The organism is Pseudomonas sp. Irchel 3A5 (assembly GCF_900187575.1).
GTDB classification, from domain to species: domain Bacteria; phylum Pseudomonadota; class Gammaproteobacteria; order Pseudomonadales; family Pseudomonadaceae; genus Aquipseudomonas; species Aquipseudomonas folii.
Genome location: NZ_FYDU01000006.1, coordinates 318,536 through 331,110, shown reverse-complemented (window position 1 = coordinate 331,110; position 12,575 = coordinate 318,536). Strand labels below are relative to the sequence as shown.

Here is a 12,575-nt window from a genome sequence, read left to right as displayed (position 1 = left end):
TAGTGTTGGAGAGATACCGGATCCTGTAGAAGCTCACGAGCAGCGCGAGGCAGCGATAGCGGTCTGTCTGATAAACCGCCATCGCGGCCTCGCGGTGCTCGTGCGCTCCTACAGTTCTATATTTGGCGCGAGCCAGCGCGGTGCCATGGACCGTGGGCTCAAACCCGTCGATCAGGCACTCACCCGCGCTTCATCAGCCAGGCGTTTGATGGCTGATTCCAGTTCATCCAGAGCATCGTGGACTTGCGGTGCATTTTGCTTGAGTAGCGTTTCGCTGCGTTGACATGCAGCACGTAATTGCGGAACTCCGCAATATCGGGTTGCGCCGTGCAGACGATGGACACGTTCGATGAGGGCTTCCCGGTCATCGGTTTCACGGGCTGAGCGAATCGCTTCGCGGTCGCCTTCCAGTGATGCCAGCAGCATGGCCAGCATATCGGCGGCCAGGTCGGGTTTGCCAGCGGCCAGTTTCAAGCCTTCGGCGTGATCGAGCACATGCATATCAGCACTGCGGTGAGTGTTTTCGGCTTGACGCTCCGGTGCCTGATTGCGCAGGGCCAGGCCCGTCCACTTGAGTACCACCTGGGCCAGTTGTCGCTCACTGATGGGCTTGGTCAGGTAATCGTCCATGCCGCTTTGCAACAGCGCACGCTTTTCATTGGCCATGGCGTGGGCTGTCAGCGCGACGATAGGCAGTGACGAGCTCTGACGCTCGGTCTCCCAGACGCGGATCGCTTCGGTGGTCTGACGCCCGTCCATGCCGGGCATTTGCACGTCCATGAGCACCAGGTCGAAAGTCTCGGTCTTCACGGCATGCAGCGCCGCATAGCCGCTGTCGACGGCAGTCACTTCGGCGCCCATGTCTTCCAGCAGGGTTTGCACCAGCAGCAGGTTGGCCGGATTGTCGTCCACACACAGCAGACGTGGCGGTCGGCTCGACAGAGGTTCGGTGGTATCGCTGCGCTGGGCCACCGGGCTGACCAACTCGCAAAGGGCACGGCGCAGTTTGCGGGTGCAAGCCGGTTTGGCCTGCAACTGGGTATAAATGTCCGGGACCGCGAGCTGGAATAACGCCTGTTCGGTGGTTGGACACAGCACCAGAACCTTGCAGTCGAGGTTTTCCAGATCCCAGATGTGCTGGCGCAGGCGTTCAGGCGGCAGCTCGTGAGCGGTGATGCCCAATACCGCGAGGCTGATCGCTGCGGGCGTTTGATGCGCCGCAGTGACACCGTTGAGCAGGTTTTCCAGATTGTTGAAAACCAGCGTCTGCAGGCCGCAGTCTTCCAGTTGATGCTCAAGGGCCTGACGCGCCAGATCGTGATGCTCCAGCACCGCGACCCGCAGCCCTTGCAACGGCAGGGCGGGTGCGTCTTCGATATCGTCACGGGCTTTGGGCAAGCGCAGGCTGATCCAGAACTCCGACCCTTCGCCGGGCTCGCTGTCGACGCCGATCTCGCCCCCCATCTGCTCGATCAACCGCTTGGAAATCACCAGACCCAATCCGGTGCCGCCGGGCTGGCGGGACAATGAGTTGTCAGCCTGGCTGAAGGCCTGAAACAAGGCGCGCACGTCCTGGCTGGACAGGCCGATACCCGTGTCCTGCACGCTGATGCGTAACTGGGCGCTGTCTTCGTTTTCGTCTTCCACCATGGCCCGGGCGACGATGGTGCCTTCCCGGGTGAACTTGATCGCGTTGCTGACCAGATTGGTCATGATCTGTTTCAGGCGCAGCGGGTCGCCCAGCAGTGACAGCGGCGTGTCGCGGTACACCAGACTGACCAGCTCCAGCTGCTTGGCATGGGCTGCGGGGGCGAGGATGGTCAGGGTGTCCTGCAGCAGATCACGCAGGTTGAACGGCACATTATCGAGAACCAGTTTGCCGGCTTCGATCTTAGAGAAGTCGAGGATTTCGTTGATGATGCCCAGCAGGCTGTCGGCGGATTTTTCGATAGTGCTCAGGTAATCGTACTGACGCGGGGTGAGATCGCTTTTTTGCAGCAAATGGGTAAAGCCGAGAATGCCATTGAGCGGCGTACGGATTTCATGGCTCATGTTGGCCAGGAATTCCGATTTGATCCGGCTGGCTTCCAGCGCTTCTTTGCGCGCCAGGTCCAGCTCGATGTTCTGGATCTCGATGGTTTCCAGGTTCTGCCTTACATCTTCAGTGGCTTGTTCGATGTTGTGTTGCAGTTCTTCCTGGGCGTTTTGCAGCGTGGAGGCCATGCGGTTGATGCCCGAGGCCAGTTCGTCCAGTTCCAGACTGCCCAACGGTGGCAGACGGGTTTCCAGATTACCGTCCTTGAGCTGGGAGACAGCTTGTTTGATCTGGCTGATGGGGCCGTTGATGGTCCGGCTCATGCGCAGCGCGAGCACTGCGGTCAGGGCTATGCCACCCAGAATCAGCAGCAGGCTGAAAAACATGCTGCGATAACCGCGCAGCAGCGTGCCGCTATGGGTCAGCTCGACCTCGACCCAGCCCAGCAGGCGGTCGGCTTCATCAGGAATTATTTCGCCGGTCAGGTGGCGTTCGCGACCGAGCACCGGGAGCAAGTAGCGTGTCGCGTCATTGCCCGTGCGTTGCAGGAGTTTTTTGCCGTTACCCTCGGGGGGCGGGTTGATCATGCTGGGTCCGGCATGGGCCAGCGGTGTCCGGTCCGGGCTGAGAAACGACACCGAACGCACATCGTTCTCTTCCAGTGTCTCGACCGCGATACGCTCAAGCAACGCGCTGTCACTGCGGTCCAGGGCTGGGGCGGCCAGAGGCGCCAGTTCCTCGGCAATCATTTCGCCGCGTTGTAACAACTGCGCCTGCAAGTCATGCAACTGCATCCAGGTGAAATATCCCCCCAGCAGCGTTGCCATGAGAATGGCTGGCACGACGGTCAGCAGCAAGACGCGGCCTTTGATACCCAGCTTTTTCAGCACACTTGTTTCTCCAGCGGGCCAGATGGCCGGTGATGTACACAGGCTTTTAGAGTGGCGATGGCAGGTTGATGTCAGGCAGTGTAGCTATTTAACCGAACGCAATCGCGGCATATTACCCCTACCGGGTGGAGGGTGGCTTGCCTCGCTGATCATGCGTTATTCCATTTGGCGATAAGACCCGCACTTTGCGTGATATGGGCTTTAGGCGTTTGCCGTTATGATAGGCGCCCCCGCAGTCTGGATTGCGAATACGCCATGACCCTGCAGTACCCAACCATTGCCGATTGCGTCGGCAACACCCCGCTTGTGCGCCTGCAGCGCATGGCGGGTCATACCAGCAACACGCTCCTGCTGAAACTGGAGGGGAATAACCCTGCCGGTTCGGTCAAGGATCGTCCTGCGCTGTCGATGATTACCCGTGCCGAACTGCGTGGTCAGATTCATCCTGGTGACACCCTGATCGAAGCGACCTCTGGTAACACTGGCATTGCCTTGGCCATGGCCGCTGCGATCAAGGGTTACAAGATGGTCCTGATCATGCCGGACAACTCCAGTGCCGAGCGCAAGGCGGCGATGACCGCCTATGGCGCCGAGCTGATTCTGGTCAGCAAGGAAGAGGGCATGGAAGGTGCCCGGGACCTGGCCGAGCGGATGCAGCGCGAAGGTCGCGGCAAGGTTCTTGACCAGTTCGCCAATGGCGATAATCCGCAGGCGCATTACACCAGCACCGGCCCCGAAATCTGGCAGCAGACGGGCGGCACGGTCACCCATTTCGTCAGTTCCATGGGGACCACAGGCACCATAATGGGCGTGTCGCGTTACCTGAAAGAACAGAATCCGAATGTGCAGATCGTCGGACTGCAACCGATGGAAGGCGCAGCGATTCCGGGTATTCGTCGTTGGCCGCAAGAGTACCTGCCGCGTATTTATGAAGCTGATCGGGTGGACCGCATCATTGATATGGCCCAGATCGAGGCCGAAGACACCATGCGCCGTCTGGCCCGCGAAGAAGGTATTTTCTGCGGCGTGTCCTCGGGCGGTTCCGTAGCGGGCATGTTGCGTCTGTCCCGTGAAGTCGAAAATGCGGTCATAGTCGCGATCATTTGTGACCGTGGCGACCGTTACTTGTCGACCGGCGTTTACGACGCGCCCAACTGATGGCCAAACATGAAAGAGGCCTGCGCTTCCAGCCAGCAGGCGGTACCCGGGCAACCCAGATCCCGACGGGCAAGAAACAGCGGCTGACCATCGAGCGCCTGGCGAACGACGGACGTGGAATCGCGTTTTTCGAAGGCAAGACCTGGTTCGTCGCGGGCAGCCTTGCCGGCGAAGAAATTGAAGCGCGGGTGCTCAATGCCCACGGCAAGATCGTTGAAGCGCGCACCGAACGTGTGTTTCAGGGCAGCGCGATGCGTCGTCCTGCGCCGTGCGTGCATTTTGGTCGCTGCGGCGGCTGCAGCGTGCAGCATGTGCCCCACACTGAACAGCTCGCCCTGAAACAGCGCATGCTCGCCGAGCAGTTGCAGCGGGTCGCGGGCGTTGAGCCAGAGCAGTGGGCAGCGCCGCTGACCGGTCCGGAGTTCGCCTACCGCAGGCGCGCCCGGGTCGCGGTACGCTGGGACGCCAAGGCGAAACGGCTGGACGTGGGCTTTCGTGCGGCGGCCAGTCAGGACATCGTCGCCATCGACGAATGCCCGGTGCTGGTACAGGCCTTGCAACCGATCATGATGCAGCTGCCGCAGGTGCTGAAAAGCTTCAGCAAGCCTCAGGTGTTGGGGCATGTCGAATTGTTCTGGGGGACGTCGAGCGCTGTATTGGTTCGTCACACCGCGCCACTGGCTGAAAACGATCTGAACAATTTGAAAGCATTTTGCCATACTCATGACGCACAACTATGGTTGCATGGGGACGGTGATCCGCAACCGGTAGACGCCTCGCAATCTCTGGGCTATCGATTGGAGCCTTGGAACCTGGAGCTGGCGTACCGGCCGGGAGATTTCATTCAGGTCAACGCGGCGGTCAACACCGCGATGATCGAACAGGCGCTGGAGTGGTTGGCACCTCAGGCCGATGAGCGGGTACTGGATCTGTTTTGCGGGCTGGGCAATTTTGCCCTGCCACTGGCGAAAACGGTCAAAGAGGTGGTGGCGGTCGAAGGGGTTGCGACCATGGTCGAGCGTGCCACCGGCAATGCAATGAGTAATGATCTACACAACGTGGCATTTTTCCAGGCGGATCTTTCGCAGCCCCTGGACAAGGCGGAATGGGCAGCGCAAGGCTTTACTGCGGTGCTGTTGGACCCGCCGCGTGACGGTGCTTTTGAAGTGGTGCGCAAGCTGAAGACATTAGGCGCCCGCCGGTTACTTTATGTTTCATGTAATCCGGCAACTTTGGCTCGTGACACTGTCGAATTGCTCAGTCAGGGCTACAGATTAAAACGTGCCGGTATCCTCGATATGTTTCCACAGACGGCACATGTCGAGGCGATGGCGTTATTTGAAGCGAGTAAGTAAGCAGCGGCCCAGGGAATCGAGTCGGCTGTTTACACGGAGTCTCGTTTAATCCGACTGACCCGCGGACACCAGTCCTCGCTTGCCCGGTGAGGAGTGTTCGCTCAAGAAGGTCAGCGACTGTAGGCGCTATTCATCGCGCCTTAGGGAAGGTAAGCAACATGGTACAGGTGAGAGCACACCAGCCGATAAACACAGACGGCAGTATCAATCTCGACGCGTGGCTTGATCATGTGGTCAGCGTCGACCTCATAGTGGACCGACAGGCGCTGAAAGAGGCCTGTGAGTTTGTTCGGCAAGCCGAGCAGCAGGACAATGCAGCTAAGAATCTCTGGGCCGAAGGCACGTCCAGTTTCCATACGGGGCTGGAAATCGCCGAGATTCTTGCGGACCTCAAGCTGGACCAGGATTCGCTGGTTGCAGCGGTTTTGTACCGGGGCGTGCGCGAAGGCAAGATTCCTTTGCCGGATGTCGAGCAGCGTTTCGGCGCAACCGTCGCCCGCCTGATCGATGGCGTACTGCGCATGGCAGCCATCAGCGCCAGCCTCAGCCCGCGCCAGTCGCTGGTATTGGGCACTCAGGTGCAGGTGGAAAACCTGCGCAAGATGCTGGTGGCGATGGTCGACGACGTTCGCGTTGCGTTGATCAAGCTGGCCGAGCGGACCTGCGCAATCCGTGCAGTGAAGAATGCCGACGAAGAAAAACGCAATCGCGTGGCGCGTGAAGTCTTCGATATCTACGCGCCGCTGGCCCACCGCCTGGGCATCGGCCATATCAAATGGGAGCTGGAGGACTTGTCCTTCCGCTACCTGGAGCCTGAGCAATACAAGCAGATCGCCAAGTTGCTGCATGAGCGTCGCCTTGATCGCGAGCGTTTCATCAGCGAAGTGATGTCGCAACTGGACAACGAACTGCTGGCCACCGGCGTCAAAGCCGACATCAGTGGCCGGGCCAAACACATCTATTCCATCTGGCGCAAAATGCAGCGCAAAGGTCTGGATTTCAGCCAGATCTACGACGTTCGCGCCGTGCGCGTGCTGGTTCCGGAAATGCGCGACTGCTACACCGCGCTGGGTATCGTGCACACCTTGTGGCGACACATTCCCAAGGAGTTCGACGACTACATCGCCAACCCCAAGGAAAACGGCTATCGCTCGTTGCACACTGCGGTCATCGGGCCGGAAGGCAAGGTGCTGGAAGTACAGATCCGCACCCATGCCATGCATGAAGAAGCCGAGCTGGGGGTTTGTGCGCACTGGCGCTACAAGGGCACCGACGTCAAATCCGGTTCCAATCACTACGAGGAGAAAATCTCCTGGTTGCGTCAGGTGCTGGAATGGCACGAAGAACTGGGCGATATCGGCGGGCTGGCTGAACAGCTGCGCGTGGATATCGAGCCGGATCGCGTCTATGTCTTCACCCCGGACGGCCACGCCATTGACTTGCCCAAGGGCGCTACCCCGCTGGACTTCGCTTATCGGGTACACACCGAAATCGGCCATAACTGCCGGGGCGCGAAGATCAACGGGCGGATCGTACCGCTCAACTACAGTCTGCAGACCGGTGAGCAGGTCGAGATCATCACCAGCAAGCAAGGTACGCCGAGCCGCGACTGGCTGAACTCGAACCTGGGTTACATCACCACTTCCCGGGCGCGGGCGAAGATCGTTCACTGGTTCAAATTGCAGGCGCGTGACCAGAACGTTGCGGCCGGTCGAACCTTGCTTGAACGGGAGCTGGCGCGTCTGGCGCTGCCGGCGGTGGATCACGAGCGGTTGGCTGAAAAAGCCAACATGCGCGCCGCCGACGACATGTATGCGGCCTTGGGTGCGGGCGATCTGCGTCTGACTCAACTGGTCAATCTGGCGCAACAACTGGTCGAGCCGGAGCGCGGCAACGAGCAACTGGAACTGATCCCACGCAAAGCCACTGGCTACAAGCCTGGCAAGCGCGGCGACATTCAGATCCAGGGCGTCGGCAACCTGATGACGCAGATGGCGGGTTGCTGCCAGCCACTGCCGGGCGATGCCATCGTTGGCTATATCACTCAAGGCCGTGGCGTGAGCATTCACCGTCAGGACTGCGCCTCGGTACTGCAGTTGGGCGGTCGCGAGCCGGAGCGGATCATTCAGGTCAGTTGGGGGCCGGTGCCGGTGCTCACCTATCCGGTGGACATCATCATCCGCGCCTACGACCGTTCCGGTCTGCTGCGTGACGTGTCCCAGATCCTGCTCAACGAGCGGATCAACGTACTGGCGGTCAACACCCGCTCGAACAAGGAAGACAACACTGCATTGATGTCGCTGACCATCGAGATTCCAGGGCTGGATGCTTTGGGCCGATTGTTGGGGCGGATCTCGCAATTGCCGAACATTATCGAGACGCGGCGAAATAGAACGCCTTGAGGCGTAGCTGCAAGCTTTAAGCTACAAGCCGCAAGCTGGACGCGGACAACTTGTAGCTTGGGGCTTGTAGCTTAAAGCTGTGACCGAAGGGAACCCCATGTACTCTCTCCAGGACTTGCTCCACCTCATGGCCCGTCTGCGTGACCCGAAATACGGTTGCCCGTGGGACGTGCAGCAGAATTACGCCAGCATTGTGCCGCACACCCTTGAAGAGGCTTACGAAGTGGCCGACGCCATTGAGCGCGGTGACTTCGATGATCTCAAGGGCGAGTTGGGTGATTTGCTGTTTCAGGTGGTTTATTACAGCCAACTGGCCAGGGAAGAAGGGCGATTCGAGTTTGACGGCGTGATCGACGGCATCACGCGCAAACTGATTCGTCGTCACCCTCATGTTTTTCCTTCCGGCGATTTGTATGCGCCGCTGGAAACCCCGCGCCTGAACGACGAAGAGGTCAAGCAGCGCTGGGAGGAGATCAAGGCTCAGGAGCGTGCCGGTAAGGCCAGGGCTCCCGAGCAATTGTCACTGCTTGATGACGTCCCCGCCGTGTTGCCTGCATTGTCTCGTGCCGCCAAGTTGCAAAAACGTGCGTCGCAGGTAGGTTTCGACTGGCCTTCAGCCTTGCCCGTGGTCGACAATGTCCGCGAAGAGCTCGATGAAGTGTTGGAGGCCATGGCTGACAACGACGCTGCGGGTATTGAAGAAGAGGTCGGTGATCTGTTGTTCGCAGCAGTGAATCTGGCTCGGCATCTCAAGGTCGATCCTGAAAATGCCCTGCGCGCTGCCAATCGCAAATTCGAGCGCCGCTTCCGATTTATCGAACAGGCATTGCGCGACACCCAGCGTCCCATGGAAGATTGCACCCTCGAAGAAATGGACGCTCTGTGGGGCGAAGCCAAACGTCAGGAAAAGAACGCGCCCAGCTGTGGCTGAGCCCGCTGCATCTGCATAAGTGAGTAGAGAATGAGCATTTCCCTTCGCGATCAGTTACTCAAGGCAGGCCTGGTCAACCAGAAGCAGGCCAAACAGGTCAGCAAAGACAAGCAGAAAGAACAGCGCCTGGCCCACAAAGGCCAGATCGAAATCGACGACTCGCAAAAGCGTGCCGCTCAGGAAGCCGCGGCCGAGAAGGTCAAGCGCGATCAGGAGCTCAATCGCCAGCAGCAGGAGAAGGTCGAGCAGAAGGCCCGCGCCGCTCAGGTCAAGCAATTGATCGAATCGTCGCGCCTGCCGAAGCTGACCACCGAGGACTACTACAACTTCGTCGATGACAAGAAGGTCAAGCGCCTGTCGGTCAACAACCTGATGCGCAGCAAGCTGAGCAATGGCTCGCTGGCGATCGTCAGTCATGGTGGGGGTTATGAAGTGATTCCCCGTGAGGCGGCACTGAAGATTCAGGAGCGCGACCCGCGTCGCATCGTGATGCTCAGCGAGCCGACTGAGGAGAAAGCCGACGGTGACGATCCGTACGCGGCTTACAAGATCCCTGACGATCTGATGTGGTAATCAAGTTTCACCCAAACAAAACCCGCCAAGTGCGGGTTTTGTTTTTTGAGCGATTCTGCCTGTCATCCGGCATGAAGGCGGATTACTGGCTGCGTTGATTTTCCTGTGCTTCGAGTTCCATCTTGTAGCGCTGCGCATCGGACTCTATATGAAACATGCCAACCAGCTGATCCTGCTGGTAAACGTCCCAGATTTGAATGCCATCGGCAATGCTTTCGTGGGAGATATGGGCGTCATCGCGTTCAGTTACGGTTACGGTCATGATTCAAACTCCTGACTTGGACTGCGGCGATCTGTCGCAGGCCTCAGTTATAGAATTTGTTAGCTGACTACGTAAATAGTTGGTTTTTTTCATGTTCGGTTGCGGCAGCGGGCGGGATGCTGGAGGCCTTGATTTATGAGGGCTACAGCGGGTCTGTCAGGTAAATGAAGATTATTTCATGTGGGCGCGCACAGGTTCAGACCGACGCGTAATCCCGGTAGGAGCGAACTTGTTCGCGAGGGGCAGGTACAGACAATAGATGAACGTCGCGTGTCTAACCGCCTCGCCAACAAGTTGGCTCCTACCGTAAGTGGTGATGTCGCGGACCGCACAAAAAAAGCCCCGCTCAATGGCGGGGCTTTTTGATTGCAGTCGGGCGGCTATCAGCTGCCTTTAACCGCTTTGCCATTCACCGTGCCGTCCAGCAGCATGATGTTGTATTCCTTGCCGTCGGTTTCCACCTGTTGCAGGCGAACCAGCAGGTAGTCCCAGTCCTTGGCGAACCAGAGCACGGTAATACGCTTGCTTTGCGTCGGGTCGCGCACGCGCTCGACCTTGATGGCGTCGATCTGGCCAGCCTTGGTGGCGACCTTCTCGGAGCCCAGCACGCGGAAGTCGTAGGTATCAATTTCGTCACCGTCGACGACTTGATAGGTCATGGTCTTCTTGCCAGCGGCCACATCGTGCTGCAGGGCCAACTGGTAAGTGGATTTGTCCAGAACACCACGGTTCAGCGGCAGCTTGACGGCGTCGCCGCGATCCGTGCCGGTGATGAACTTGGTGGACCAGTCAAACGCCAGGTCAACTTTCTTGGATTTGCCCAGACCGCCACGCTCGAAGTTGTAGGTCTGCGGCAGCATGGTGTCCTTGTCGACCTTCAGCGTGCTGACTTCACTCAGGCTGGCGATCATCATGGAAGCTTTGAAATTCAGGGTCCAGACACCGTTCGGGCCGGAGGTCAGGCTACGTTCAGCCGTGCCGCTCATGGGCAGCTGTTTCCAGTCGGCGGTGTAGCTGGCGGAGAAGGGTTGCAGGTCTGCGGCCTGGGTGGCAGGCAATGCGAGCAGAGCGAAAGCGAACAGCAAAGCGCGACGCATAATATCTCCTAGGTTCGAATCAAGTGGCCATTGGCGGCGATCAACTGCCCGTCCAATAATGCGCCTTCTGCGCCAAGGCTCAAGCGGCCCTCGGCAAACCAGCGAATAGCCAGTGGGTAGATGTGGTGTTCCTGAACATGAACACGCTGGGCAAGGGTGCCCGGCGTATCGTCGGGCTCCACCGAAATCACTGATTGTACGACCAGTGGTCCACCGTCGAGTTCCTCGGTGACGAAGTGCACGGTACAGCCATGCTCGGCGTCGCCAGCATCCAGCACCCGTTGGTGGGTGTGCAAGCCTTTATAGAGAGGAAGCAGGGAAGGGTGGATGTTCAGCAGGCGTCCTTGATAGTGCCGGACGAAGCCCGCAGTCAGGATGCGCATGAAGCCGGCGAGGACAACCAGCTTCGGCTGATAGGTGTCGATCACTTCGATCAGCGCGGCATCGAATGCCTCGCGACCGTCGTAATCCTTGTGATCGAGAACGCAGGTATCGATACCTGCGTCTCTGGCGCGCTGCAAACCGAAGGCATCGGCGCGGTTGGAAATCACCGCGCGGATGCGGGCGGGGTGATCACCGCCCTTGAAACTGTCGATCATGGCTTGCAGGTTGCCGCCGGTGCCGGACAGCAGCACCACTACATCGCAGGTTGCAGGCATCAGTGCGCCTTGAGGTTTTTCAGCTCGACTTGCGCAGCGCCTTCGGCAGCCGTGGCGATCTGGCCGATCACCCAAGGCTGCTCGCCGGCTTCGCGCAGTACGTTCAGCGCGGTTTCAACGTGCTCTTGAGCAACGCAGATAACCATGCCAACGCCGCAGTTCAGCACGCGGTGCATTTCGTTTTCAGCGACGTTGCCTTGTTGCTGCAGCCAGTCGAATACGGCTGGACGCTGCCAGCTCGCCACGTCGACGACCGCCTGGGCACCAGCGGGCAGAACGCGGGGGATGTTGTCCAGCAGACCGCCGCCAGTGATGTGGGCCATGGCTTTGACAGCGCCAGTGTCCTTGATCAGCTTGAGCAGAGGTTTGACATAGATGCGGGTTGGCGCCATCAGCAGTTCGGTCAGCGGCTTGCCGTCCAGCTGGATGGTTTCGATATCGGCACCGGCGACTTCGATGATCTTGCGGATCAGCGAGTAACCGTTGGAGTGCGGACCGGAAGACGGCAGGGCGAGCAGAGCATCACCGGCAGCGACTTTCGAACCGTCGATGATCTCTGCCTTTTCCACGACGCCGACGCAGAAGCCGGCCAGGTCGTAGTCTTCGCCTTCGTACATGCCCGGCATTTCAGCGGTTTCGCCGCCCACCAGCGAGCAACCCGCCAGTTCACAGCCAGCGCCGATGCCGGTGACCACGTCAGCAGCGGTGTCGACGTTGAGTTTGCCGGTGGCGTAGTAGTCCAGGAAGAACAGCGGCTCTGCGCCGCAAACCACCAGGTCGTTGACGCACATGGCGACCAGATCGATGCCGATGGTGTCGTGCTTGTTCAGGTTCAGCGCCAGACGCAGTTTGGTGCCAACGCCGTCGGTGCCGGAAACCAGCACAGGCTGCTTGTAGCCAGCCGGGATTTCGCAGAGGGCGCCGAAGCCACCCAGGCCGCCCATGACTTCCGGCCGCTTGGTGCGCTTGGCGACGCTCTTGATGCGTTCGACCAATGCTTCACCGGCGTCGATGTCTACACCGGCGTCTTTGTAGCTCAGGGAGGGTTGCTTGCTCATAATCCAGGCCTTTAGGGGGGATTCGGGGGATCGACCGAAACAGCGGGGCCGCTGAAAGCTGTGTCCAGTTTTCGGGCCGCCACCGTCGCCAGTCTGCGAAGGCGCGCGATTTTATCAGGCTTGGGCCTTACCGGCCATCCTTAGGCCGACGGGCT

At 59.3% G+C, this 12,575-nt stretch carries 10 protein-coding genes; 5 read left to right on the top strand and 5 right to left on the bottom strand.

The genetic code is table 11. The annotated features are described in order from the left end of the window. Positions 1–171 precede the first annotated feature (171 nt). Positions 172–2,925 (bottom strand): response regulator, encoded by a 2,754-nt coding sequence (locus CKW31_RS12445; protein ID WP_095094968.1) that lies wholly within the window; start codon positions 2,923–2,925, stop codon positions 172–174. 255 nt (positions 2,926–3,180) lie between these two features. On the opposite strand from CKW31_RS12445, the gene cysM reads away from it, so the two are divergent. The 5 genes from cysM (at position 3,181) to CKW31_RS12420 (ending at position 9,344) form a co-directional block, all read left to right on the top strand. Further along, positions 3,181–4,083, top strand: coding sequence for a cysteine synthase CysM (gene cysM, locus CKW31_RS12440; protein WP_095094965.1), 903 nt, complete (start codon positions 3,181–3,183; stop codon positions 4,081–4,083). Then, entirely contained in the window at positions 4,083–5,438 is a 1,356-nt protein-coding gene (gene rlmD / locus CKW31_RS12435; RefSeq protein WP_095094962.1) for a 23S rRNA (uracil(1939)-C(5))-methyltransferase RlmD, read from the top strand. Before cysM ends, rlmD begins: the two co-directional genes overlap by 1 nt. A gap of 158 nt (positions 5,439–5,596) precedes the next feature. After that, positions 5,597–7,840, top strand: a complete 2,244-nt coding sequence (relA, locus tag CKW31_RS12430) for a GTP diphosphokinase (protein WP_095094959.1) — start codon at positions 5,597–5,599, stop codon at positions 7,838–7,840. Positions 7,841–7,937: 97 nt separating this feature from the next. Continuing rightward, a complete protein-coding gene (mazG, locus tag CKW31_RS12425) occupies positions 7,938–8,771 on the top strand; it encodes a nucleoside triphosphate pyrophosphohydrolase (protein ID WP_095094956.1) in 834 nt (277 codons plus the stop codon). Positions 8,772–8,801: 30 nt separating this feature from the next. Then, a complete protein-coding gene (locus tag CKW31_RS12420) occupies positions 8,802–9,344 on the top strand; it encodes a DUF2058 domain-containing protein (protein ID WP_027899229.1) in 543 nt (180 codons plus the stop codon). A gap of 82 nt (positions 9,345–9,426) precedes the next feature. Here CKW31_RS12420 and CKW31_RS12415 read toward each other — a convergent pair whose 3' ends face one another. The 4 genes from CKW31_RS12415 to purM form a co-directional block, all read right to left on the bottom strand. Next, positions 9,427–9,606: a hypothetical protein gene (locus CKW31_RS12415; protein ID WP_095094953.1), complete on the bottom strand. Its 180-nt coding sequence runs from the start codon at positions 9,604–9,606 to the stop codon at positions 9,427–9,429. A gap of 383 nt (positions 9,607–9,989) precedes the next feature. Next, positions 9,990–10,703: a DUF3108 domain-containing protein gene (locus CKW31_RS12410; RefSeq protein WP_027899227.1), complete on the bottom strand. Its 714-nt coding sequence runs from the start codon at positions 10,701–10,703 to the stop codon at positions 9,990–9,992. An 8-nt stretch (positions 10,704–10,711) separates the two neighbouring features. After that, complete coding sequence (gene purN / locus CKW31_RS12405) at positions 10,712–11,362, bottom strand: phosphoribosylglycinamide formyltransferase (protein WP_095094950.1); 651 nt, start codon at positions 11,360–11,362, stop codon at positions 10,712–10,714. Further along, a complete protein-coding gene (gene purM, locus CKW31_RS12400; protein WP_095094947.1) occupies positions 11,362–12,420 on the bottom strand; it encodes a phosphoribosylformylglycinamidine cyclo-ligase in 1,059 nt (352 codons plus the stop codon). The genes purN and purM overlap by 1 nt, the downstream gene beginning before the upstream one ends. Positions 12,421–12,575: the final 155 nt, after the last annotated feature.

Bases quoted from the DNA above. Each gene is read 5' to 3' on its own strand.
- purN (WP_095094950.1), bottom strand. From the start codon at position 11,362: ATGCCTGCAACCTGCGATGTAGTGGTGCTGCTGTCCGGCACCGGCGGC.
- CKW31_RS12415 (WP_095094953.1), bottom strand. From the start codon at position 9,606: ATGACCGTAACCGTAACTGAACGCGATGACGCCCATATCTCCCACGAA.
- CKW31_RS12420 (WP_027899229.1), top strand. From the start codon at position 8,802: ATGAGCATTTCCCTTCGCGATCAGTTACTCAAGGCAGGCCTGGTCAAC.
- purM (WP_095094947.1), bottom strand. From the start codon at position 12,420: ATGAGCAAGCAACCCTCCCTGAGCTACAAAGACGCCGGTGTAGACATC.
- CKW31_RS12410 (WP_027899227.1), bottom strand. From the start codon at position 10,703: ATGCGTCGCGCTTTGCTGTTCGCTTTCGCTCTGCTCGCATTGCCTGCC.
- relA (WP_095094959.1), top strand. From the start codon at position 5,597: ATGGTACAGGTGAGAGCACACCAGCCGATAAACACAGACGGCAGTATC.
- mazG (WP_095094956.1), top strand. From the start codon at position 7,938: ATGTACTCTCTCCAGGACTTGCTCCACCTCATGGCCCGTCTGCGTGAC.
- cysM (WP_095094965.1), top strand. From the start codon at position 3,181: ATGACCCTGCAGTACCCAACCATTGCCGATTGCGTCGGCAACACCCCG.
- rlmD (WP_095094962.1), top strand. From the start codon at position 4,083: ATGGCCAAACATGAAAGAGGCCTGCGCTTCCAGCCAGCAGGCGGTACC.